The organism is Paenisporosarcina sp., from assembly GCF_057785155.1.
Window position 1 is genome coordinate 23025 of sequence record NZ_JBYNRN010000025.1, and the last position, 24373, is coordinate 47397.

At 39.0% G+C, this 24373-nt stretch carries 24 protein-coding genes; 3 read left to right on the plus strand and 21 right to left on the minus strand.

Going from position 1 to position 24373, the window contains the following annotated elements:
* Positions 1-57 precede the first annotated feature (57 nt).
* The 3 genes from AC3EA5_RS10310 to AC3EA5_RS10320 all read left to right on the plus strand — a co-directional run bounded on the left by AC3EA5_RS10310 (position 58) and on the right by AC3EA5_RS10320 (position 1494).
* Entirely contained in the window at positions 58-744 is a 687-nt protein-coding gene (locus AC3EA5_RS10310) for an AzlC family ABC transporter permease (RefSeq protein WP_488608261.1), read from the plus strand.
* On the plus strand, positions 744-1052 hold the full coding sequence (locus tag AC3EA5_RS10315) for an AzlD domain-containing protein (RefSeq protein ID WP_394188719.1): 309 nt from the start codon (positions 744-746) through the stop codon (positions 1050-1052). Before AC3EA5_RS10310 ends, AC3EA5_RS10315 begins: the two co-directional genes overlap by 1 nt.
* A gap of 250 nt (positions 1053-1302) precedes the next feature.
* Positions 1303-1494, plus strand: a complete 192-nt coding sequence (locus AC3EA5_RS10320; RefSeq protein WP_488608262.1) for a hypothetical protein — start codon at positions 1303-1305, stop codon at positions 1492-1494.
* Positions 1495-1549: 55 nt separating this feature from the next.
* On the opposite strand, the gene AC3EA5_RS10325 is transcribed toward AC3EA5_RS10320, so the two are convergent.
* The 21 genes from AC3EA5_RS10325 to AC3EA5_RS10425 form a co-directional block, all read right to left on the minus strand.
* Positions 1550-1900, minus strand: a complete 351-nt coding sequence (locus AC3EA5_RS10325; protein ID WP_488608263.1) for a rhodanese-like domain-containing protein — start codon at positions 1898-1900, stop codon at positions 1550-1552.
* Between the two features lie 11 nt (positions 1901-1911).
* Positions 1912-2172, minus strand: a complete 261-nt coding sequence (locus AC3EA5_RS10330) for a metal-sensitive transcriptional regulator (RefSeq protein WP_394188721.1) — start codon at positions 2170-2172, stop codon at positions 1912-1914.
* An 18-nt stretch (positions 2173-2190) separates the two neighbouring features.
* Entirely contained in the window at positions 2191-2427 is a 237-nt protein-coding gene (locus AC3EA5_RS10335; protein ID WP_394188722.1) for a glutaredoxin family protein, read from the minus strand.
* A gap of 17 nt (positions 2428-2444) precedes the next feature.
* On the minus strand, positions 2445-3821 hold the full coding sequence (locus AC3EA5_RS10340) for an MBL fold metallo-hydrolase (RefSeq protein ID WP_488608264.1): 1377 nt from the start codon (positions 3819-3821) through the stop codon (positions 2445-2447).
* 288 nt (positions 3822-4109) lie between these two features.
* Positions 4110-4352 carry a CsbA family protein gene (locus AC3EA5_RS10345; RefSeq protein WP_394188724.1) on the minus strand — a complete coding sequence of 81 codons (243 nt, stop codon included), beginning with the start codon at positions 4350-4352 and terminating at the stop codon, positions 4110-4112.
* A 9-nt stretch (positions 4353-4361) separates the two neighbouring features.
* Entirely contained in the window at positions 4362-5519 is a 1158-nt protein-coding gene (locus AC3EA5_RS10350; RefSeq protein ID WP_488608265.1) for a PDZ domain-containing protein, read from the minus strand.
* 363 nt (positions 5520-5882) lie between these two features.
* Positions 5883-7313, minus strand: coding sequence for a S41 family peptidase (locus AC3EA5_RS10355; protein WP_488608266.1), 1431 nt, complete (start codon positions 7311-7313; stop codon positions 5883-5885).
* A 91-nt stretch (positions 7314-7404) separates the two neighbouring features.
* Positions 7405-7980, minus strand: coding sequence for a redoxin domain-containing protein (locus tag AC3EA5_RS10360; protein ID WP_488608267.1), 576 nt, complete (start codon positions 7978-7980; stop codon positions 7405-7407).
* The gene (locus AC3EA5_RS10365) at positions 7977-8633 is read right to left on the minus strand and encodes a hypothetical protein (protein WP_488608268.1); all 657 of its coding nucleotides are present in this window, start codon (positions 8631-8633) and stop codon (positions 7977-7979) included. Before AC3EA5_RS10365 ends, AC3EA5_RS10360 begins: the two co-directional genes overlap by 4 nt.
* Positions 8634-9011: 378 nt before the next feature.
* Positions 9012-10364, minus strand: a complete 1353-nt coding sequence (locus AC3EA5_RS10370; RefSeq protein ID WP_488608269.1) for a murein hydrolase activator EnvC family protein — start codon at positions 10362-10364, stop codon at positions 9012-9014.
* Between the two features lie 22 nt (positions 10365-10386).
* Positions 10387-11271: a permease-like cell division protein FtsX gene (gene ftsX, locus AC3EA5_RS10375; RefSeq protein ID WP_488608270.1), complete on the minus strand. Its 885-nt coding sequence runs from the start codon at positions 11269-11271 to the stop codon at positions 10387-10389.
* Positions 11261-11947 (minus strand): cell division ATP-binding protein FtsE, encoded by a 687-nt coding sequence (ftsE, locus tag AC3EA5_RS10380; protein WP_488608271.1) that lies wholly within the window; start codon positions 11945-11947, stop codon positions 11261-11263. Before ftsE ends, ftsX begins: the two co-directional genes overlap by 11 nt.
* 452 nt (positions 11948-12399) lie before the next feature.
* The gene (gene cccB, locus AC3EA5_RS10385) at positions 12400-12738 is read right to left on the minus strand and encodes a cytochrome c551 (RefSeq protein WP_488608272.1); all 339 of its coding nucleotides are present in this window, start codon (positions 12736-12738) and stop codon (positions 12400-12402) included.
* A 50-nt stretch (positions 12739-12788) separates the two neighbouring features.
* Positions 12789-13655, minus strand: coding sequence for a YitT family protein (locus AC3EA5_RS10390; protein WP_488608273.1), 867 nt, complete (start codon positions 13653-13655; stop codon positions 12789-12791).
* 836 nt (positions 13656-14491) lie between these two features.
* Positions 14492-15593, minus strand: a protein-coding gene (prfB, locus tag AC3EA5_RS10395) for a peptide chain release factor 2 (RefSeq protein ID WP_488608344.1) whose coding sequence is annotated in 2 segments (ribosomal slippage) — positions 14492-15520 and positions 15522-15593 — 1101 coding nt in all. Because the reading frame shifts where the segments join, the coding sequence is not laid out codon by codon here.
* A 21-nt stretch (positions 15594-15614) separates the two neighbouring features.
* The gene (secA, locus tag AC3EA5_RS10400) at positions 15615-18122 is read right to left on the minus strand and encodes a preprotein translocase subunit SecA (RefSeq protein ID WP_488608345.1); all 2508 of its coding nucleotides are present in this window, start codon (positions 18120-18122) and stop codon (positions 15615-15617) included.
* Positions 18123-18196: 74 nt separating this feature from the next.
* On the minus strand, positions 18197-20590 hold the full coding sequence (locus AC3EA5_RS10405; RefSeq protein WP_488608274.1) for a bifunctional diguanylate cyclase/phosphodiesterase: 2394 nt from the start codon (positions 20588-20590) through the stop codon (positions 18197-18199).
* Between the two features lie 734 nt (positions 20591-21324).
* Positions 21325-21885, minus strand: coding sequence for a ribosome hibernation-promoting factor, HPF/YfiA family (gene hpf / locus AC3EA5_RS10410; RefSeq protein WP_488608275.1), 561 nt, complete (start codon positions 21883-21885; stop codon positions 21325-21327).
* Between the two features lie 111 nt (positions 21886-21996).
* Positions 21997-22386, minus strand: a complete 390-nt coding sequence (locus AC3EA5_RS10415) for a PilZ domain-containing protein (RefSeq protein ID WP_488608276.1) — start codon at positions 22384-22386, stop codon at positions 21997-21999.
* Between the two features lie 105 nt (positions 22387-22491).
* Positions 22492-22890 (minus strand): PilZ domain-containing protein, encoded by a 399-nt coding sequence (locus AC3EA5_RS10420; RefSeq protein ID WP_488608277.1) that lies wholly within the window; start codon positions 22888-22890, stop codon positions 22492-22494.
* An 11-nt stretch (positions 22891-22901) separates the two neighbouring features.
* Entirely contained in the window at positions 22902-24368 is a 1467-nt protein-coding gene (locus AC3EA5_RS10425) for a methyl-accepting chemotaxis protein (protein WP_488608278.1), read from the minus strand.
* Positions 24369-24373 lie beyond the last annotated feature (5 nt).

Below are 24373 nucleotides of genomic sequence, written 5' to 3' on the forward strand. Positions count from 1 at the left end.
TTTTACCATACGTATGTATACTATATTAAACATCAAGCGGGAAGGAATGTGTTTAAAATGACTTTCTCAAAAGGATTGCGCGCGGGTCTAAGTATCGCAATTGGCTATTTTCCAATAGCGCTCACATTCGGCTTACTTGCGAAAACCACAGGACTATCTATGTGGGAAGCCACAGCGATGAGTATTTTTGTTTTCGCTGGGGCAGCTCAATACATATCATTGACCTTAATTTCTTCAGGCGTCGATCCAATCTTAATCGTAATAAATACCTTCGTCGTGAATATTCGTCACTTCTTAATGACGGCGTCACTGAATGAAAAGATGCAACCTGAAAAGAGATGGAAAAAAGCCATCTACGCTTTCGGGGTAACGGATGAAACATTTTCAGTACTCGCAACACGGAAAGAAGAAAAAATTCGAACGTCATTTGCTGCGGGCGTTATTTTAATTGCATATGGAAGTTGGGTTACTTTTACAGCACTTGGTCATGTAATTGGCGCAAATTTACCGGAGTTCTTACAAGCCGCGATGTCGATCGCACTATATGCGATGTTCGTTGGATTATTGGTTCCTTCTATGAAGGGTAATCGTAAAGTGATTTGGCTCGCTACTTTTGGAGCGGTGATTCATAGCGCACTTTATTGGAGCGGGATGCTATCCACGGGTTGGGCAATTTTAGTGGCTACCTTAGGATCAGCAATTCTTGTTGAAATTATTTTCACTCGGAAAGGACGTGTCGCTTAATGGAAAATTGGTATTGGTGGATGCTATTAGGCATGGCCATTGTTACATATATTCCACGTGCGTTCCCGTTAACCTTCTTAGAAGGACGCGAATTACCACCGATGGTGAGCGGAGTATTACGAAATATTCCTTTTGCCGTACTTGGCGCATTAATATTCCCAGCGATTTTGTTTGTGCAGGAAGGAAATATTTTATTTGGCTTTATTGGAGCTGTCGCAGCATTTGCTATTGCGTTTGCTGGAGCGAATGTCATTGTAGTAGTTATGGGTTCGATTGCTGTTTTGGCGATTTATAGTTTGATTGGTTAAAAAATAGTGTATTAAAAAACGCCTAAGCACGATGCTTAGACGTTCTGTGAGAAAGATATATGGCTTACCAACCAAAGTCGTCTCACACTATCAATATATAACCTCTATACATCAAACTAAACGAAGGAATATATACCAACTGAACCAGTAACAGGCTTTTACTAAAAATAAATAACTTTAGTCATTAAAAAAATTCTATATTATGGATATAATGTACAAAACTAACTCATCCAGAAGGAGTTGACGTACATTGGACAAAAAGAAAATAGTCATGATTGTATCAATCATATTCATTCTTACGCTCACTACATTAAGAATCGTTCAAATTAATAATAATCACCTAGCAAACGAGCAGAAACTCGATGAATGCATGGCGAATGGGGACAGTGTTACGGTAATCAGTGGTAGTTTATTTGAGCTATCGTCTGTTCAATGTGAATAATCAAAAGACTGCTAATTCCAATGAGGATTAGCAGTCTTTTTTGTTGTTTATTTCTTTATTGCCACTGGCTCATTCCGCCACGAACGTTAACAACGTTCGTAAATCCAGCTTTTTTTAGAATACCTGCTGCACGAGAACTTCTCATACCACTTTGGCAAATAACATAAGTCTCTTTTTTGGGATCTAGCTTGCTAAGTTTAGCTGGAAGCTGATCCAGTGGGATGTTTTGGAATTGTGAGATATGACGTCCCTTAAATTCTCCAGGTGTACGTACATCTACAAATTGTGTTCCTTTATCGTTTAACTTACCTTTTAAGTCTGTTGTTGTAATTGTTGAAACGCCTTTTGCTGGCATCATGCGCCAAACAATAAACGCGACTACAGCTCCGATTAATATCCATTCCATTTCCATATCCCCTATCTACTTTTCATGAGTAATTGGACTGCTTGCTTGACATGTTCGTCAGAGCCTTGTCCATCCGCCATGCTTTCTCGTACACATTGCTCTAGATTTTCACTAACAATTAAACCGATGGTGCGGTCGAGCGCGCTTTTAATTGCGCTCAACTGCGTTACCACATCGCTACATTCCCGAGTGCTTTCGATCATTCGAAGAACACCGTGAAGTTGACCATCCACTCGATTTAATCGATTGACTATTTGTTTAGAATAAACCATTTTGCATCGCTCATTTCGTTATGCTTTTATTAAAGCTAGCACACGGTCTGGATCAAATCCAAGAACCCACTGGCCATTAATGTTCGTTTGAGGAACACCCATTTGACCAGTTGTTTCAACTAATTTTTGTGCTGCTACTTGATCTGTTTGCACATTTACTTCTGTAAATGAGATATTATTTTGATTCAAAAAGCTCTTCATCATGTCGCAATAAGGACATGTATTTGTTGAGTAAACCGTTACTTCGTTATTCATATTAAATTCCTCCTAAATTATGCTTTTTTGTAAGCCGCGTATCCGCCAGCCATATGTTTAACATCTTCAAAACCTAATGATTTTAAGACAGTTGCGCCAATTGCTGAGCGCGCACCACCTTGACAGTGCATCAAAATTGGTGTGTCTTTTGGCAATGTTGTGTCGCGAAGTTTCCCAAGGAAATGGTGATGTGCGCCATCAATATGTCCATCACTCCACTCCGTATCATTTCGAACGTCCATGACATAACCATTTGGCATTTCTTTTTTAAACTCTTCCACCGATAATGTCTCATAAGTAGTTAAGTCCATTTCATTCAATAAAGATGGATCCACAAATGCTTTGACATCATCCAAGTGAATGGATTGCAATGAATCGACAATGTCTTCACGCTGTGATTCTTCTGCAATAATAACCATTTGCTCATCGTAACCGATCAACCAACCCGCCCAGTTCGTGAACGCTTTGTTAAATGGAATGTTGATCGCACCAGGAACAAGTGTTTTTTCCACTAAGTTTGCAGAACGAGTATCTAATACGAAAGTACTCGAGTTTTGTAATTCCTTGTCAAACTCTTCTTTTGACGAGATTACTGGGACTGTTTTGTCTTCCATTATAGTTGGTCCCATTTTGTTTACTTTTTTCATTTCAGCAAAGTAAACAGGCGCTTCAGGTTGATCTTTTAATAATTCATTTACAAAAGCTTCTTCATTTGTTTCTTTCATTGCCCAGTTGAATTGTTTTTCATAACCTACCGTAGATGATGGAACCGCACCTAGTGATTTCCCACAAGCTGACCCAGCACCGTGAGCTGGCCAAACCATCATATAATCAGGAAGTTCCTTAAAGCGTTGAACCGATTTGAACATATCGCGCGCACCTGAATCTGCTGTGTCAGCAATCCCTGCAGCTTTTTCCAATAAATCCGGACGTCCAATGTCTCCAACAAACACAAAGTCACCTGTGAAAATACCGATTGGTGATGTCGCACCGCCGCCTCGGTCAGTTAAAACAAATGAAATACTTTCAGGTGTATGACCTGGTGTATGCATCACTTCAAAATCAAGATTACCTATTGTGAATTTAGAACCGTCTTTTACGAATTCTACGTCAAGACCATCTGTATATTGATATTTCCAATCTGCATCGCCTTCATCTGAAAGATACAGTTTGACGTTTAAGTCATTTGCTAGTTGTCGTGATCCTGATACAAAGTCAGCGTGAATGTGTGTCTCAGTCGCTGCGGAAATATGCAGACCTTCTTTTTTTGCAGTTGCAATTACTTCTGATGAATCACGTGCTGGGTCAATGACAATCGCTTCACCCGTACGTTGGCATCCTACTAAATATGAATACTGTGCTAATTTTTCATCAAAGAAAGAACGGAAATACATGAAATCTCCTCCTACATTGTTTTTAACTTATAACCAAATAATATACCGTTAGGGGTATATTTGCAAGCGTTTTGTTTTGCAATAATTTACTATTCCCTTTTTTAATGAAAATATATATTAAAAATAGAATTAAGTGACTGTTTACAATTGAGACGCAGGATTTTAGGAAGCATACTTCTTACAAGGAGTATCACGTTCTGCCTCTAACTAAAATCAACAAAAATAATTACAAGGAATCGAACATCAAAAAAACGCCCCTCCTCGATTGAGAAGAGACGTTATTCTATTCTATGCTTGTTTTCGCGCACGGTTCATCATTTTTGTCGCATACCAGAAACCAACTGTAAGTGACAACGCATCAGCCACGTATAATCCCCATGTATGCGTGTAACCTGCGTACACTGAAGCTGTAATTAACGCCACCGTTAAGATTAACGCAACAACATGGTGAAAAGTGATGCGTGTAAATAATACGACCAGTAGTCCGGGTAAAAATAATGCGAGTATAAATTTTGTTAACATGGATTCCATATGTGTCTCCTATCTAACCACGAGCAAGCCTAAACGGTGATGATCGTGTCGATAAATCACGTGCTGTCTTAAGCGAACTTCACCTTGATGATCCAGTACTTCAAGTCGACAATGTGCTGCATTAATTTGAATCGCTTCATACAAGTCACGCTCATTTGTTACAGACAAGCCATTCACTTTGCGAATGCACTCCCCAACAACAAGTCCCATTTTATCAGCAGGTGAATCCGGTAGAACACCCGCAATCATTACCCCTAAATTATGTGGTGAAACTGCGTAACTTCCTTGTCTTTCTTTCATTGAAAAATACAACCAAACGCCAAGGCGACTTACAACACCAACGGCTAAACTGATGACTCCAAAGATGGGCATCCAAATGCCGACAAGGGCAATCACAACAACAGATACCCCCACCGCCATAACAGCTTTACCGACTACAGGGTAAAAGTATACCGGCAATGTGCGTCGAGCTTTTTGAGCAAAACCAATGACAACTGGCAATAAAACCAATCCGAACGCATCTTGACCAATCGTAATTTGTGGCCAGTAAGGTGCATATGTAGAAATCACATCACCTGGAACCAAAACTAAGATGGGTAGCATCCATAATCGTTTGGACAAATAAACCGCTGCATTCATACCGCGAGATGACTTTTCAAGAATTGGCGATGCTGAGCGTGCTCCTTCTTTACGAATCATCCAGCCTTCTACAAAGACAACTGCACCAATTAAAACTCCGACAGACACAGCAACAACCATCCAATTATCAGACGGATTCCAATCAAATCCAATAAATGAAAATGAATAGCCAAGTCCCATAGCTAAAATAGCGAGTGCTGCCGCAAAAATCGGTGAACCAATTTGATATACATATAAAACAACTAAAAGAATACTTGCTACACTAAACGCTACAATCCAGTCCATCGTGACTGTTAAACCTGCCGCTATACTAATAACCGACAATATGAGTGCGAATAACCAAGTATCTGCGACTAAGCGTTTTACCTCCGTCCAGCCCCATAGGATGCGTGTGCGAAACGATCGACGTTCCCGCTTAACACGAACATAGCCTAACAATACAGCAAATACTACTGTGATGTAGACGAGTGGATTTAAAAATAATTTTCCGATACCTTTTAACAACTCTAACCCAATCTCTTGCATCATGAAGCGTCTCACCATCCATTCAACGGTTCGTACATTTCCTTCCATTGTAACATAATAGAATGAAAATATTATAAGGATTTTCAGCTATTAATGGAGGGAATATCTAGTTATAAATGTTAGCTCGTGGCTTTCATAATGTTGTTCGTATAGATTTTCTTAGTGATAGTCTTTGCTGATTGAAATAGAGGCGGCGACTCCAGAGGGATTAGCAAGTGCTAAAGACCCTGGACTGAGAGAATCGAAGGAAGCGGCTGAAGCCTTGCCCCTCGGAAAGCGTCCGCTGCAATGAAAATCAGCTACTTCTTTTTTGTTAAAGAAAAGGGAGTGTCCAAAAGTCAGATTTTCGATTTTTGGACAACCCCCCTACCTTTGCACAGCGTGGAACAAATAGCCGATCGACATTTGCAATTGGTCGTCATTTTTCTTGCTTGATTTGAAAGTAACTACTTTTTGTCTTAGGTTTTGGAAGAACACTGGCGTCATTTCTGAAGATGCTTTTTTCGTTTCTTTTTCATTGAATTGTTCGATGGCTTTCGCTGTATCTTCATCAAAATAGCCATCTACTCGAGAAATGGAATGACCCAGAGCTTTTAACACTTTTTGTGCGTAAGCTACATCTTCGTGGTAATCGCCTACCCGATAAGTGCCTGTAGAAATTTGTGGATTAAGTTGGAATAACTCATTTGATTCAACAAGAAAATCTACTTTAATGCCACTGCCATGAATCCATTCTTGACTCGGTGTTAACCATTTATGTGACGATAACTTGATTTCTCCACCATTTGAGAGATCCCACGTTTCTTGCACCGTTCCTTTTCCGAAGCTCTTCGTTCCCGCAATTAACGCACGTTTGTTTGATTTCAACGCGCCACTTAACACTTCACTTGCTGAAGCACTGCCTTCATCTTGCAATAAAACAAGCGGCATCTTCCGCATCGTGTTGATATAAGCATCTTCTTTTTGACTTACAACCGGTAGCGGCTCAAGGACACCTTCTGCATCTTGCATATATGCATAAGTGGCACCTTTGTCTAACATGGTAGATGCGATGGCTTCAACGCTATGTAAATAGCCTCCTGGGTTACCTCTTACGTCGACTAATAAACCGTCAACTTCACGTTTAACGAGGGAACGAGTATGTTTCTCCCACTCTTCAGCCGTCTTCTCTCCAAACATGGTGATTGTAACAACACCTATTTTCAGATCATCTTTTTCAATTAATTCACTCGTAACGGTGTGAATTTGAAGCGAATCTCGTTTCATGCTGACTTCGACGTGACGGTTTTCATCCCCACGGAAAACTGTTAACGATACTTTCGTTCCCTTTTCACCCTTAATCGCTTTTAGGAGTTCCGACAAACTTTTGCCTTCCATCCGTTCACCATTTACGCGAACGATTTCGTCATACGGTTTGACACCCGCTTTTGCTGCAGGTGATTCCTTAACTGGTGTTACAACGATAAATCTTCCATTGCTCTCCATCACTTCAAGGCCGATTCCAACGCGTTCATCTGCTAATGATTCTTTGTGCGCTTTGGCTTCTTCTTTCGTTAAGTAACGGCTATATGGATCTTTGACTGTCTCTGCCATCCCTCTTAGTGCACCTTCGACCAACAATTCGCTTTTAACTGGATGGACAGAACTTTCTAATATCCGTGCATAAGCTTCATTGATGGCAGGAATATCACTAATGGATTTCTCCTCTGTATTCTTCTGAAACGGAGACCAAAACACGATGAAACTAATGATCATGATAATTAAAAGGACAAACAAAAAAATCCGGCTTCTTCTCACATCTATCGCCTCCCTACATCTTCATACCATTGTATGAACGAGCCTAGGGAGTTACGACTGAGAAGAACCAGATTTATAGGAAAACAACAGCTTATTTGATATTCGAAACAAAATCTTGAATCATCGTTTCATCCATTGGACCAACAATTTTATGTTGAATCATACCATTTGTATCAATTATATAAGAAGTTGGAATGGTAACGGCTTGGAATTTTTGTCCAACCTCACCTTCAACGTCCATTGGGATTGGGAAAGTTAAACCATAATCTTTCACAAATTCCTCAACACTTGCTTCACGATCTCCGCTTGTTAAATTCACAGCGACTATCTCTACATTTTCTGATTCTGCATAATCTTCATAGAAGTTTTGCATATGTGGCATTTCAGCTTTACAAGGAGGACACCATGTCGCCCAAAAATTCAGGATAACTTTTTTCCCTTTTAATTCAGACAAACGAATCGGTTCACCTTCTAAAGTAGTTAATTCAAAATCTGGAGCTTGCTCTCCTTTGTTAAGTCCTTCATTGGCAGCAACTCCAACTAAATCTACTCCGCGTTCCTCATCGTCAAATGAATCTTCTTGATCGACATTTTTTTTCACCATGCTCGTTACCGCAATAGCAATCAATACGGCAATCAAAATCAAACCAAACATTTTCTTCGTCATAATTTCTCCCCCATTTGTTCCTGTTGTTTATGTGTGACTACGTAAATAGCCACACTGCAAAGAACGAATAAGCCCGTCACAAATAAAGGTGTTTGTACGAATCCTCGTGGTTGCAGAATCGAAACAAACAAATGTCCGGCTAAAAACAAAATCGTTAACTGGATTCTCCACACACTGGATAGCTTTGCTTTTTGCCAAGTCAACATCGTTAACCCAACAAACACAAGCACCGTCAAAATCTTTTGCCACATCTCTGCTTCGTTTAATAAAACCATAAACAATTGATACAAGGATTGTACCATGACCATTGCAATCAGCATGGCCACAAGCTCACGTTCCGGCCAGCCCTTGCGGCGAAGTTGCCAAAACAATCGACCCAATGCAGCAATGACACCTAAATACAAACCAGTCTCGCCACCATTAAAATAGAGAATCGATAATGGAGAATCCAAGATCATATCAAAATCAGTTACAACAACGCTTAACTTCCAAACTAACAAAAACAAAATCGCGGCATCAGAATACCAGTCTTCCGTCTCTTTCCCAAATACACGCCATACCACAATACCCGTCAGTATCAACGCCAATAAAACAGCAACCCATGAAGAAGGAACAGTTAACGATTTAACAATAAACCACTCAGTGACCGGCAACGCCACACAACTCCTTTAAAATAAAATAATATGTATACCCTATATCGTATATTAAAATGGAGAATTTTTGTAGAAATTTGCTTGGAAACTTGGTTTTTAATCCAGCTGATACATCAATATGGCGCAAATCGTGATTATTATGTCGTTCGGAACGGAACTTGGAATATGTCGTTCCGAGCTTTAATATGGCGTTAAGCCCCCATAATATGGCGATACCTCGCAATTTATTGGCGCTCGAGCATAAATCAACCGATTTACCTCATCCTAGTCTGAACCAATCACGTCCTATTTGTTTCTAAGCTTTTCCAATAAACTATCGCTCTATTCAAAAATGGCACTCACTATCAGTTTATTGATAGTGAGTGCCTAGCATTTTACTTAAAATGATACGTAACGAATTGGATTGACCGCGTTAGAACGAGATCCATTCCATGGACCGTTATGAACTTCAAAGTGTAAATGTGGTCCAGTCGAGCGACCTGTATTACCCATTTGACCGATAACTTGTCCTTTTGATACAGATTGACCAGATCCAACATTATAACCATTTAAATGTGCATATACAGTAGTGAAAATTTGACCATCAATTGAGTGAGTAATCATAATTACATTTCCGTATGTACCCATTGGCGATGCATACGATACAATTCCATCTGCTGCTGCTACAACTGGCGTTCCAATACTGTTCGCAATATCACTACCATAATGGAACTCAGATCCAGATCCAATATTACGTCCTCCAAATGAAGATGTGAAACGACCAGCTGCTGGGCGTGTCCATGTTCCAGAAGAAACAGATGGTGCTGATACACTAGGTGCTTTCGCAGATGAACCTTTGTTTGCAGACGACTTTTTACGAGCTGCAGCTGCTGCAGCTTCTTGACGAGCACGTTCTGCTGCTTCTTTTTTCTTACGAGCAATTTCAGCTTGACGAGCAAGTTCGATTAAACGAGCTTGTTCTGCTACGATTTTATTTTCAATTTCTTTACTTACTTCCATCGCTTCGTGTTTAGAATGTTCTAAGTCTTTCTTTTCTTCTCTAAGTCTATTTTGTTCCGCTTCTAATTGATCAACTAATTTTCCTTTAGATGCTTTTTGTCCATCTAAACTCTTTTTTAATTGAACCAAACGATCGCGACTATTTTCTTGCTCGGCAAGCTTGTCCTCTACTTGAGCTTGTTGCGTTTCAAGTGATTGCTTATCATCTGCTTGTTCTTGCAAAATCTTACGGTCAGCGTCCATTAATGTATTAACGGCACTGAAGCGATCAATGAAATCTGCAAAACTACTAGCGCCTAAAAGAACATCTAAGTAGTTAACACTTCCACCACTTTGTTGTACGGCGCGAAGACGTTCTTTAATTAATTCGTCACGGTCAGCAATTTTTTTCACTAACACTTTAATCGATGCTTGAAGTTTTTCAATTTCTGTCGTTGTGCGGCTAATTTCACCTAAAACGGCATCAATATTTTTGTCTGTTTTAATAATTTCTGAATCTAACGCTTGAATTTGCGCTAATAACTGTTCTTGTTTCGTTTGATTTTCTGTAATGTCGCCTGTTTTCTCTTTAATATTAGAGTTTAGCTGATTTGTCTTTTTCTCTATCTCTTGTTGTTTCTCTTTTAAATCATTTAAAGTGTTTGCATTTGCGACTGGCTCTGTCAAAACTACTGATAAGCCTAGAACCGCAGTAATACCAGCTAACATCCATTTAGATTGTTTCTTCCCCATGGTAGACCCCTTTCGATCGTGCTTATACACGTAAGAACTTTCGAACTGACATAAAACTTCCCCACACACCAATGAAAATCCCCATAATAAGGATCAGTCCATTAACTTGATACAAGAAAGGTGTCAGCGGCATTAATTGGAATAATTCTCCTTCTAAATAAGGCTGTGCTACTTTGTAAAGATTGACGTAAAGAACCGTGACTAGAGTGATTGGGACAATTGCTCCTAAAATTCCGATCCACATACCTTCTAAAATAAATGGAATTCGGACGAACCAATTTGTTGCTCCTACTAGTTTCATAATCTCGATTTCACGGCCACGCGCCACAATCGTGATGCGAATCGTGTTTGAAATTAAAAACATTGCGGTAAATAATAGTGCAAGGATTAATCCAAGTCCTATATTTCGAGCTAAATCCAAAAAGCTAAATAGCTTTTTAATTTGTGTTTCTCCATATTCAACGGAGTAAACGTTTTTAACACGCTCTACACGTTGAGCGACTGCCTTAGTTTCAAGTGGATCTTTTGCTTTTACATAAAAAGCTGCGCGCAAAGGATTATTTTGTTCAGATAATCCCATATTTTCGCCGAAATCTTTAATTAAATCTTCAAGTTCAGCTTCTTTTGTGGAATAAACGACCGTGCTAACACCGTTAATTGACTTAATGTCTTCCTCAATTTGAGAAATCATAGCGTCATCTGCGGTTAATTCAACAAGCACTTTCATTTCTACATCTTTTTCTAAATCGTCAGCGACTTTATTTAAGTTCATCATAATCATAACGAATACGCCGACTAACAATAACGTAACGGTAACGGCACTTGCAGATGCAAATGTCATCCAACTGTTGCGTCCTAAACTTTTAAAACTTTCACGGAAATGTCGCCCAAGTGTTCTAGCTTTCATAACCGTAATCACCTCCGTGTTCATCACGGACGATGAGTCCACCTTCAACTGCAATTACACGATGTCGAATGGTATTAACTATTTCTTTATTATGAGTGGCCATAACGACCGTAGTTCCGCGTCTATTAATCTCTTCAAACAAATTCATAATATCCCATGATGTTTCTGGATCTAAGTTTCCTGTCGGTTCATCCGCAATCATCACTTTTGGAACATTGACGATGGAGCGCGCAATGGAAACCCTTTGCTGTTCTCCGCCTGATAATTCTGTAGGAAACATTCTTGCTTTATGTTTTAAGCCAACTAAATCGAGCACTTCCATAACACGTTTGCGAATAACTTTTGGAGACTCTTCAATTACTTCCAAAGCAAATGCGACATTTTCATACACGTTTAGACGTGGCAATAATTTAAAATCTTGAAACACAACGCCAATTTGACGTCGTAAATAAGGAACACGCTTTGACTTTAACTTAGCCATGTTGATGCCGTTAATAATAATTTCCCCGCTAGTCGGACGTTCTTCTCGATACATCATTTTGATGAATGTCGATTTACCGGCCCCACTTGGACCTACAACATACACAAATTCACCTTGCTTAATTTCTACATTAATACCGTTTGCGGCAACAATACCGTTTGGGTACTTTTTGTAGACATTCTTCATTGAAATCATATATTTGTAACCACCTATGTGTTTTTCATTGCTGTCAGAATTTTTCCGACAAACTCATTATAACAAGAATTACAACAAATTTTTATTACAGTACTATTACAATGTTCGATAATAAATTCTTGATATTCCTGCACTTCGATACTTTATACTTATTTTTGACAGACGTAATAAGTCCTACTATTGACTAAAATTCGCCACATTTTCCAGTATACCTTCTTTTTTCTAATAAAAATTTTATATTGTCGATTAATAAAATACAAAACCATCAAATTAATACTAGTTTTGCTATTTTTTTATCGGAAGGAAATTGGAAATCTTTAAATATAATTTAAAATTTGTCTTTTCTCATTTCAGGAGATGCTTAATTTAACTCTCTTTCTAATGGTTTTCCTGGAAAGATAAATTAACAAAAAAAAATCCGAAAACGATTTCTCGTCTTCAGAGTTTCTTGTTTATTTTTTATTCGATAACCATTCTGCTACGACTTCAGCTTCAGCGCCTTCAATTATGTTTGGTGGCATTCCACCTTGTCCATCTTGAATAACTGCTAAAATTTCTTCTTGTGATAATCGAGATCCTACATCATTTAACGCAGGGAAATTACCTTGTCCTTCTAGGTTACCACCATGACAAGTTGAACATTTGGCTTGAACGATTTTTTCAGCATCATGTGATTGGGTTACTTCTCCACCATTTTCTTCATTCGTTGGTGTCGCTTCTTCGTCTCCGCCGCCACATGCTGCTAGCATAAGGGCTGATCCGAATAGGACAGCTAATAATTTTTTATTCATTTAGCTACCTCCCAAATTCAATTTTGTTCCTAAAGTATACCATTTTTAAGCTAAGCACGCTTGAAACCCTCACCCAAAACTTCATAGGCATCAGAAACGATAACAAAAGCTGTAGGATCGACCGCTTTAATGACATGTTTCAACTTCGAAAACTCCGTTTGATAAACGACGACTAGCAAAATCGGTTTCTCTGCGTCAGTATATCCTCCAACAGCTGGAAGTTTCGTCACCCCACGATTTATCTCAGTATAAATAGCATCCCGTATTTCTTCTTGTTTATTCGTAATTATATAAACCATTTTCGATTGGCTAAAACCAAGCTGAATAATATCGATTGTCTTCGTCGTTACAAATAATCCAATAAGTGCATACAAACCTTTTTCAACATCAAAAACAAGAGCCGCACTCAACACAATCAGTCCATCAATTAACATAACACTCGTACCAAGCGTTAAACCTGTGTACTTCGCAATAATTTGTGCCGCTAAATCCGTACCTCCAGTTGATGCATTCCCACGAAACACAATCCCAAGACCAACACCAACTGAAATCCCACCGAATAAAGCACCAAGCAACGGATTCAACGTTGCCGGTTCCCAACTTGACGTCAAAATAACGAACAAAGGTAATGTCAATGTACCAGCAAGCGATCGAGCTCCAAACTGCTTCCCAAGGAAGATCACACCAGCAATAAACAATGGAATATTAAACGCATATTGTACAAATCCTGGCTCCCATCCAAATACACCTTTCAAGATCGTACTGATACCACTGACTCCACCAGATGCCACTTCATTTGGCAATAAAAACACATTAAATCCAACCGCGACAATCGCCGCTCCAATAATAATATATACATAAGCCAAAATCGTCTCCAAAACTGGATGCGGCTCTTTTCGAACTTTACGATTATTCATCTATATCCTTCTCTCTTTATAGAAAATTTCCCTAAAGAAGTATAGCATTCACTCACACAACTGTGAAGTTTAGCACAGTAAAGTGATAGAGAAAGGTACCTGGTACACACACAATTCAGAATTCGATAGTGAGTATATACTTAGTACTTATTTTTTCATTCTCCATTTCGCGGGCTACATTCAAGGATTCAACTAATCGATTCTCCATCTCATCAGGCGTATTCAAGGATTCATTCGTCACATTCTAGGATTCGCACACTCTATTCTAAAATTCACGTTTTTAACACAATTCAATCGCGCAAAAATCAAAACCAATTTGCTATCAGTTGCCAACTGATACTTTACTGTTAGTGAGTATTCTCGATTTCGCGAGGTACATTCAAGAATTCATCTACTCGTTTCTCCATCTCACATAGCACATTCTATAACTCGACCGATACATTCTCGATTTCGACCCCTCTATTCTAAAATTCACGTTTTCCACACAATTCAATCGCGCAAAATCAGAACCAATTTGGTATCAGTTAGCCTGCCAACTGATACTTTACTGTTAGTGAGTTTTAATAAGTCAGTGTGATTTTGTCATAATGAGTTTTTGAACACCATCTAACAACTCCAGATAATAAATTGAAGTGGAAAGCGGCGACTCCAGCGAAATTAGCATGAACTGAAGACCCCGCAGACGAGCTTGCTCGTCGAGGAGGCTGAGGTCATGCCCGCGGAAAGCGTCCGCTTGAAACGGAAATTTCTCAAAACTACTTACAATTTGTATGTCGATAATTAAAAAAACTACCACAAATCAGTTCTCACTGATTCATGGTAGTTCTGCAAAAATATTAATTCATTCTCGAACGTAAATACGCATTTATAAACAAATCGATGTCGCCGTCCATTACACCTTGTACGTTTCCACTCTCAGCACTTGTACGGTGATCTTTCACCATTGAGTACGGGTGGAAAACGTATGAACGGATTTGGCTGCCCCACCCGATTTCTTTTTGCTCTCCACGAATTTCGAGCATTTGCGCTTCTTGTTCTTCAATTTTTAAAGCATATAACTTAGCTTTTAACATCGTCATCGCTTTTTCACGGTTCTTGATTTGAGAACGTTCTTGCTGACAAGTAACAACTGCTCCAGTTGGAATATGCGTAATACGAACGGCTGAATCCGTCGTATTGATATGCTGTCCACCGGCACCACTTGCGCGATACGTATCAATTTTCAAGTCTTCCGTACGAATGTCAATTTCAATTTCATCATTAAACTCAGGCATTACTTCGCAAGATACAAAAGAAGTATGACGGCGTCCTGATGAATCGAAAGGTGAAATTCGAACTAAACGATGAACACCTTTTTCAGCTTTCAAATAGCCATAGGCGTTATGCCCTTTAAAGCCAAGCGTTACAGATTTGATTCCAGCTTCATCCCCAGCTAAATAATCCAAGGTTTCCACTTTAAATCCTTTTTTCTCGCCCCAACGTTGGTACATGCGAAGTAGCATTGAGCCCCAGTCTTGAGACTCGGTACCACCAGCACCTGGGTGTAATTCTAAAATGGCATTGTTTTTATCGTATGGTTCGCTTAGTAGCATTTGCAATTCAAAGTCATTCATCTTCGCCGTGAATTCTTTCATTTCACGTCCAAGCTCTTCTTGCAAATCTTCGTCCGCTTCCTCACGCAATAACTCAAGTGTCATTTCTAAGTTTTCTTGTGTTTCCATTAATTCATTGAAGGAATTAACGATTTCTTTTAATGCATTACCTTCACTGATCACTGCTTGAGCGGTGTTTTGGTCGTCCCAGAAATCGGGCATCGACATATTTTCGTCCATTTCAGCGATTTTGGCTTCTTTGTTTTCTAAGTCAAAGAGACCCCCTAAAGTCAGATAATTTTCCAGCTGTTCGATCTAATTCATTCCGTACGTCTGCTAATTCCATCATGTTTAAATCCTCCGTTGCCTATACCGCGCCGTGACAATTTTTGAACTTCTTGCCACTGCCGCAAGGACACATTTCGTTTCGTCCGACTGCTTCTTCTTTACGGACTGGTTTTTTCTTAACCTCGCCACCCTCTTCTTTCGGGTTAACAGCTTGGCCTTTAATGATTTCTTCACGTTGTAAATTGTTGCGAATTTCAGCTTTCATTGCATATTTCGCTACGTCTTCTTGAACGGATTCAACCATTGCTTCGAACATCGCGAATCCTTCATTTTGATACTCACGAAGAGGATCGTTTTGTCCGTATGCACGTAAATGAATTCCTTGACGTAATTGATCCATTGCGTCGATATGGTCAATCCATTTCGAGTCAATTGAACGAAGTAAGACAACCTTCTCAAATTCACGCATACGTTCAGGTGTCATCTCTAATTCTTTTGCATCGTAATGTTCATATACAGTCTTTTTCAAAAGCTCCACAATTTCATCTTGTGATTTGCCTTCTAAATGAGGTTGCGTTAGAACTCCGTCAGGTAATAGGTTGGCATGAATGTAATCTTCTAAACCTTTAAGATTGATTTCACCTTGTTTTTCCATCGATTGGTGAGCAGCAACTGCACGCTCAATAACTTCATTAATCATGGTTTCGACAAGTCCGCGCATATTATCCGTTTCAAGAACTTCTAAACGCTCTTTATAAATAATTTCACGTTGTTGACGAAGAACATCATCATATTGTAGCAAACGTTTACGAGCATCGAAGTTATTACCCTCTACTCGTTTCTGAGCACTTTCAACTGCACGTGACACCATTTTTGATTGGATCGGTGCAGAGTCGTCCATTCCAAGACGCGTCATCATGGTACGCATATTGTCTGAACCGAAACGACGCATTAATTCATCTTCCATTGAAAGATAAAATTGAGTCACACCAGGGTCACCTTGACGACCAGAACGACCACGTAACTGATTATCAATTCGGCGAGATTCATGACGCTCAGTACCGATAACCGCTAAGCCACCTACTTCAATAACACCTTCACCTAATTTAATATCCGTACCACGACCAGCCATGTTCGTAGCGATTGTAACAGAACCTTTTTGCCCTGCAAGCGCAACGATTTCTGCTTCACGTTCATGGTTTTTCGCATTTAAAACACTATGACGAATGCCATATTTCGTTAAATGCTTCGAAATAATTTCAGACGTTTCAATCGCAACAGTACCAACAAGGACAGGTTGTCCCTTTGCATTTCTCTCAGCGATATCATCCGCAACTGCTTTGTATTTCCCTTCCATCGAAGCGTAAATTAAATCCGCACGGTCATCACGTTTAATGACACGATTCGTTGGAATCACAATAACATTCATATTGTAGATATTATGGAATTCTTCTTCTTCCGTTTTTGCTGTACCGGTCATACCAGCAAGCTTCTCATACATACGGAAGTAGTTTTGGAACGTGACAGTTGCCATCGTCATCGATTCATTTTGAATTTCCAAACCTTCTTTTGCCTCAATCGCTTGATGAAGACCATCTGAATAACGACGTCCCTTCATTAAACGACCAGTGAAAGAATCGACAATAACAACATTGCCTTCTTGTACAACATAATCTACGTCAACATGCATACTTGAATGTGCTTTCAACGATTGGTTAATCGCGTGATTCAAGCGCACATGTGTTAAGTCGAATAAATTATCGATACCAAAAGCTTTCTCGACCTTCTCAATACCTGATTCAGTCAATACAACACCTTTTGTGGATTCATCAAATGAAAAATCGTCATCCTTACGAAGCGCACGAACCAATGCATTTGATTGCATATACAATTGTGCAGATTTCGCAGCTTGTCCTGAGATGATTAAAGGCGTACGTGCTTCATCAATCAAAATCGAATCGACTTCATCGATGACTGCATAGTAAAGTGGACGCTGAACATGATCCTCTTTATACAGGACCATATTGTCGCGCAAATAATCAAAGCCTAGTTCATTATTTGTAGAATACGTGATATCAGCAGCATATGCTTCACGCTTCTCGTCTTTATTCATACTGTTCAAATTCAAGCCAACCGTTAAACCAAGGAACTCAAACAGCTGTCCCATTTCCTGTGCATCACGGCTTGCTAAATATTCATTGACTGTTACAACGTGTACGCCTCGTCCAGTCAACGCATTTAAATATACAGGTAAAGTAGAGGTTAACGTTTTACCTTCACCCGTCTTCATTTCTGAAATATTCCCTTCATGAAGTGCAGCGGCACCCATGATTTGAACGCGGAAAGGATATAGTCCAAGCACACGCTTAGCAGCTTCACGAACAACTGCAAAGGCTTCTACTTTAATATCTTCTATGTTAGTTCCGTTTTGTAGTTGAGCTTGGAACTCGCCCGTTTTTGCACGAAGCTGATCATCTGATAAAGCTTCCATATCTGATGCTAATGCCTCAACTTGATCGGCAATTTTTTCTAATCTTTTTACATCACGTTTATTTGGGTCAAATAATTTCGTTAATACACCAACCAATACAATCACTTCCAATGTTTAGTCTCAACGTCCATTTTAACACTGCACAAGTAGCGGTGCAAATGACTCAATCTCTAGGTTGGATTCGACTCTTTTCGCAAAAACTCTTCAAGAGAGATTTGATTCAACGGTCGACTGAAGTAATAGCCTTGAATCACATCCACATGCCAGTCTTTTAACTGGTTTAATTGTCCAATCGTTTCAACACCTTCCGCTACCACGTCGAAATCGAGACGATGCGATAAGTCAATAATCGATTGTACAATCGCATGAACTTTTGGGTCCCCTTCAACTTGCGAAGTGAATTCTCGATCAATTTTCACACGATTGATTGGCAATAAACGCAAATAATTTAATGAAGAATAACCTGTGCCAAAATCATCAAGCGCAATCGATACGCCCATTTCTTTTAAATTTGATAATTTCATTAGCATTTCTTCGCCACCATCAACTAAAAGTGACTCGGTAATTTCGAGTTCAATAACACTCGGTTCTACCCGGTGCTTCTTCAACAATTCCTTTAAACGTCCCATAAACGACGGTTCACGCAGTTGCAACGCACTCACATTAATGGCAATTCGTTTTACATGAGGATACGCTTTTTGAATTTCTTTAAATTGTTGGATAGCTGTTTCCATTACCCAATCACCAATCGCTTGGATATGTCCCGTGCTTTCCGCAATCGGAATAAATTCAGCTGGTGAAATCATGCCCCATTCAGGATGTTTCCAACGAATCAGCGCTTCTAAACTTTCGGTTTGATTTGTACATAAACTAAATTGTGGTTGGAAATGCAATAGGAATTGATCATTCTTCAGTGCTTCACGCAATCCTTGCTCCATCATTAACTGCTTCTCAAACACTTCTTTCATTTCAAAATTAAAGAAAATAACACGGTTACGTCCAGTTTCTTTCGCTTTATAAAGAGCCGTATCTGCATTGGCGATTAGTTGTTCACGAGACTGTGCGTCCGTTGGGAATAAAGATACACCCATGGAAGGCGTCACATACAACGTATGATCATGAAAAATAAACGGCATCATAAAGGAACGGTGAATATCTCGTAACGTAGAACGGATATCAAAGAAATTTTTCTTTTCAGCCCGCAGTAATATGATGAATTCGTCTCCACCAAAACGACCGAAATAACCATTTTCCGGTATTAATTGTTGGATACGGTCTGCCACTTGGATAAGTAACGAATCGCCATAGGCATGACCTTTTGAATCATTAATTTGCTTAAAATGATCCAAATCCATAAAGGTGACTGCCACAATGTCATTCTCATTAGAATGGTTTTCGATCCATTCATTCAATTTCGTATCAATGGATAAGCGATTTGGTAAGTTTGTTAACTGATCGAATTTCGCTTGATAATCCATTTCTTGAATTTTAAAATGCAATCTCGAACCCATTTGTTCGATCGATTGTGCAATCATGCCAACTTCATCTTTACGTGAAATATTCATATTCGTAAGTAAATTGCCTTTTCCCATTTTCTTAACATGACGGTCAATCGTTGAGACATCACGAAGCAAAGGTCTTAAGGACATGCCAATAAAGAATAAAATTAATAGCCCAGCCAAAATCCACGTAAAACTTAGCGTCGTTAAATAGTTGCTTAAAGGTTTAGTCACAATGGACTCATTGGCGTAACTAACTAAATGCCAGCCCGTCCGATCGACACCACGAATTTCAACATAATAATTCCCTTTATCCGTCTCAATAAGTTTTGAATCGTTAGCTAGTAAATTACGACCATCAAATTCAGACCACATCCCTTGAGAGTCATACAATACCTGACCACTACTTGAAAGCAAAATATGGTGCTTATCATCGGTTTCAAACAAATTAATCATGGGTGGAATTCCTTCTAAATACATGTCTGCCCCAACATAGCCAAGACGTCTCCCATCACGATCAATCGGATAAATAACACTTATTGTATTTTCACCTGTTTTGTAATCGATGTATAAATCGGAAAATGAAACATTGGAAGTCGATGCAGCTTTCCATAACCAAGGACGATCATTCACTCGGAAAAACGCATCCGACACGACTCCGTTATCACCTATATAAAAATCATTTTTTAAAAATGTAACCCATAAAAATTCAAGCGCACTATCTTCTTCTTGCACACGTGTCAAAAAGCTATTGATAAGTTCGTAATCCGGATTTGTTATCACGTTTTCTCTAGTTGGTTCAGATTCAGCAAATCGTTTCACCGTCTCAAGCTCGGCGATTTGTTTCACAACTTCACCTTTACCAGAAAACAACGAAAAGACTTTCTCAGACACCAACTCATTTTCCAGTGCCAAACCCTTTTCCATTTGAGATTCATACAAATTTTTAGAATGCATAAATGAATAAGTTGCCAATATGTAAATAATCGGAATGACGACAGCAGCCATCGCTAATAAAACCTTCGCACGGAACCCTAACTGATTCCAAAATGTCATCTTCGCCATTCAATTCCCTCCCCAGCCGAAACGGAATTCTTTTTACTATATATCGTTTATTTATTCTCTTTTTCTAGTCAAATTCCTTCTATTTCGACAAAAAATTAATGATTTTTGAGTTGGAAAATAAATATTTTGGATTGAATAAATAAACTGGATTTCCGTTTCAGGTGGAAGCTTTCCGCGGGCGGTCCATGAGCCTCCTCATCGCAAGCTCTTGCGGAGTCTCATTCGGACACGCTATTCCCGCAGGAAAGATTGACACCAAAGTATTTGGTGCTAATCTTTGCGACGAAGCTAGCGCAGCGATGCAGGAGCAGGTGTTTTACGCCACCTTCCACTTCAATTAATTATTAATATTAAAATGTTGGAAAGTGATAAAAAAATTTCTTGAAGGTTGTCTTGGAGGTATTATGTCAAATTGAAGTAATTTACCGTATTGAACTGTTGAAGGTAATAAAATCAAAATTATAAATAGATTACGAGCAAACATTTAAATAGTCAGATGATTACCTTTTCATTTTTAACTCTGTTTTGACTATATACTGATTGCAGTGGAAGGCGGCGACTCTGGAGGGATTAGCACGATCTGAAGACCCTGGACTGAACGAAGTGAAGGAAGCGGCTAAAGCCGTGCCCCTCAGAAAGCGTCCGCGTGGAACGGAAATCTATTTCCTGCAATAACATTTAAATGGCACAAAAAAGAAAGCCCTCAAAATCGAGGGCTTCCTGAACAACTAATATTAATTTGTTTCAATTAAACCATACTTACCATCTTTACGTTTGTAAACAATATGTGTACCATTGCTTTCCGCATCCGTAAATACGTAGAAATTATGGCCTAACATATCCATCTGTAAAACAGCTTCTTCTTGATCCATTGGTTTCAATTCGAACTGTTTCGTACGCACAATAGTGATTTCTTCTTCATTATCATCAGTATTTGCTGTTTGTTCTGCTGAAGTGAAGTTCGCAAAATGCATCCCAACGCCTTCGCGTTCACGGAACTTGCGATTTACCTTCGTTTTATGTTTACGAATTTGACGCTCTAACTTGTCGATGATTAAATCAACTGCTGCATACATATCACTATGCATTTCCTCAGCACGTAGCGTTAAATTCTTCATTGGAATAGTTACTTCCACTTTCGTTTCACTGTTATTAACGACCTTTAAATTGACATTTGCGTTCGCTTGGAAGTCTTCGTTGAAGTAGCGCTCGACCTTATTGATCTTGCTCTCAACGTGCTCGCGAATCGCAGGAGTTACCTCAATGTTTTCACCGCGAATGTTATAATTTAGCATGTAAACTCCTCCTTTATTTAAGGCTATGTTAACCTTATTCTACTTATCCCCTTAAAACTCCTGCAACAAACCAAAAACTTTTTGTAGTTTTGTCGAAAAACGTCGTTTTCTTCAATAAAGACGCTTTCCCTTCAACCGGAACTCTTCCTCCAATTCTCTGTGACGTCTGAATTTTAATTCTGAAATAATGTCTAGCTCCTGTTTCTTATCATGTGAAAAATGCATGCCGAATAGCGTGCCATCTTTTGATGGACGCTTCCATACAATTTCACCTGGAATAACTAATTCCTTTTTAAATAAGGTTACGACCATTTCTACAATGACATCAGCAGTGTATTCATCCAGCCGAATTGGTGAAAATAAGCGAGCACCACGTGCACTAATGTCAATCAAATCACAAACATAGATTAAGCGATTTGACTCATTCGCTCGAAGTTGGACAACAGCAGATTGAGGAGTATCAAACGTAAAACGAAATGATTCCTTTCGACGATACTGCATGGACTCAACTCCTTTTCTAATGCTTCCTCTTTTCGACATATCTATACAAAATTCCTTTATTAAAATGGAAAAAAGCCAACAAAAATTTCTGTTGACTTTCCTAAATTACTTATTTGATTTTTTTGTTTCAATCAATTCAAGACGACGACGTTCTTTCAATTCCTGAATGATTTGAAACTCAATTTTTTCATCCGTTTTTAAATCGATTCCATACTGATGCCCATCCATATAAGCTTTCTTCCAAACCAAATCACCAACAAGCTTTATAGGTACATCCGTCAATAAAACCTCAATCGCTAAATGAATCGGATAACCAGGACGCTTTGGAATATCCAATTTTGAATAAATCCGGATACCACTTGGACTTAAATCGACGATTAAACAAGCGCCTTTATTGGAAAACTCAACCTCATCATCTTTTTCACCTTCAACGATTAATTGAAAGTTAGCAGGAATTGGATTATTAAATGTGTGGCGAAATGCTTCCTTACGATTGTATAACACATTTCTCACCTCTATTTTCGGATTGCCACCGCTTCGTCATATGTATCATTGACATAACGAGTGATTTTTTCTTGTTCATCCGTCAATTGGACAAGTGTAGCATTCAATTCTTCTACAGCAGCCGTACTTTCTTCAATAATAGAAGCAAATTCATTCGTGCTTTCTTGAATCGTTCCCGTATTTTCAGAAATGACATCCACTACCTTCGTGAAGCTAGTTAATTCACGCTGTAATGCGTTCATTTCGTTAAATAATTCTGTAAAAGTAGAATTGGCTTGCTCCGTAGTTTGAACTTGCTTGTACACTTGCGTAGCACCTTCATCAAGCTTTGTTAACGTCAACTCATTGTATTGATTTACATTCGATAAGTTCGTGTCAATTTTCTTCAATGTCTGATCTGTTAACCCAGCAAGCTTACGAATTTCGTCCGCTACGACAGCAAACCCTTTACCATGTTCACCTGCACGAGCTGCTTCAATTGAAGCATTTAATGCTAATAAATTCGTTTGTTCTGTAATTTCACGAATTGAGCTAGCAAATTCATTTGTTTCTTTTATTTTGTCAGTTAAATCTTTGAACGTTTTATTCAACTCAGCAAAGAATAATGTGAATGAATCCATCTCCGTTTTAACCGAAGCCATTTTAGAAGAACCATCTTCAGCTTTTACGCCAGCTTCTGTAGCTTTCTCCACAATGCCATCTAGTTGTGAAACCATTTGATGAACAGAATGATTGGTAGACTCTGTACTCTTCGCAATATCCAAAATATGATCCGTTTGACGTTGAGACCCAACGCTCACTTCATTTATTGCCACCAACATTTCTTGTTGGGAAAGAGTCGTTGTCTGTGCATTTTCTCGTATTTGTTCTAAATTTTTTGTAATCGCTGAAACTGCAGTATTAAGTTTTTGCGTTAATAATTCTTCTTCATGAGCTTTTGTTTGGGAAGCTTGCAATAATTCAACAACCTGCTTCTCCAATTTCTTCGCTTGACGAATTTGAAGGAATAAAGCAAAACACATTAAAACCAAAACAAGCATCAACGAAGATTTACTCGACTGAATTTGTTCCTGGTGTGGATACATCGTGATAAAAATTACTTGCAACACAATTGCTAAAATCGATCCATAAGCCATGACCCAGCGATTAGCCGCAACACTCGCTAATCCTGCGATGAAGAAAGCAATCCCCATCGTCGCAACAGAAGGCTCACCTATATAGGCACTCGTCGTAGCTGCCCCAAAAATAACCGTCAACACAATCCAAGGAAAGGCGATTGCTACTGGCTTAACCTTCTTAGAAAGCAAATAAAACAATACAGTTAGTAAAAACGGTACAAGCATACTAACCGTTTTCACGGTACCTTGATCAGTTAACCAGTAAACAATAGTACCGATAAATCCTGAAATCCCATAAGCAGCAAACAAAATCGTATTCTTGCTCTTTATATCTTTTTGTCGAATTTCTTGAACGTTCAACAGTC

Coding starts and splice junctions, on each gene's coding strand:
- AC3EA5_RS10415 (WP_488608276.1), bottom strand. CDS start 22,386: ATGCAGTATCGTCGAAAGGAATCATTTCGTTTTACGTTTGATACTCCT.
- AC3EA5_RS10315 (WP_394188719.1), top strand. CDS start 744: ATGGAAAATTGGTATTGGTGGATGCTATTAGGCATGGCCATTGTTACA.
- AC3EA5_RS10350 (WP_488608265.1), bottom strand. CDS start 5,519: ATGATGCAAGAGATTGGGTTAGAGTTGTTAAAAGGTATCGGAAAATTA.
- AC3EA5_RS10325 (WP_488608263.1), bottom strand. CDS start 1,900: ATGGAATGGATATTAATCGGAGCTGTAGTCGCGTTTATTGTTTGGCGC.
- AC3EA5_RS10345 (WP_394188724.1), bottom strand. CDS start 4,352: ATGGAATCCATGTTAACAAAATTTATACTCGCATTATTTTTACCCGGA.
- AC3EA5_RS10370 (WP_488608269.1), bottom strand. CDS start 10,364: ATGGGGAAGAAACAATCTAAATGGATGTTAGCTGGTATTACTGCGGTT.
- AC3EA5_RS10310 (WP_488608261.1), top strand. CDS start 58: ATGACTTTCTCAAAAGGATTGCGCGCGGGTCTAAGTATCGCAATTGGC.
- cccB (WP_488608272.1), bottom strand. CDS start 12,738: ATGAATAAAAAATTATTAGCTGTCCTATTCGGATCAGCCCTTATGCTA.
- AC3EA5_RS10335 (WP_394188722.1), bottom strand. CDS start 2,427: ATGAATAACGAAGTAACGGTTTACTCAACAAATACATGTCCTTATTGC.
- AC3EA5_RS10330 (WP_394188721.1), bottom strand. CDS start 2,172: ATGGTTTATTCTAAACAAATAGTCAATCGATTAAATCGAGTGGATGGT.
- ftsE (WP_488608271.1), bottom strand. CDS start 11,947: ATGATTTCAATGAAGAATGTCTACAAAAAGTACCCAAACGGTATTGTT.
- AC3EA5_RS10390 (WP_488608273.1), bottom strand. CDS start 13,655: ATGAATAATCGTAAAGTTCGAAAAGAGCCGCATCCAGTTTTGGAGACG.
- AC3EA5_RS10405 (WP_488608274.1), bottom strand. CDS start 20,590: ATGGCGAAGATGACATTTTGGAATCAGTTAGGGTTCCGTGCGAAGGTT.
- hpf (WP_488608275.1), bottom strand. CDS start 21,885: ATGCTAAATTATAACATTCGCGGTGAAAACATTGAGGTAACTCCTGCG.
- AC3EA5_RS10340 (WP_488608264.1), bottom strand. CDS start 3,821: ATGTATTTCCGTTCTTTCTTTGATGAAAAATTAGCACAGTATTCATAT.
- AC3EA5_RS10360 (WP_488608267.1), bottom strand. CDS start 7,980: ATGACGAAGAAAATGTTTGGTTTGATTTTGATTGCCGTATTGATTGCT.
- ftsX (WP_488608270.1), bottom strand. CDS start 11,271: ATGAAAGCTAGAACACTTGGGCGACATTTCCGTGAAAGTTTTAAAAGT.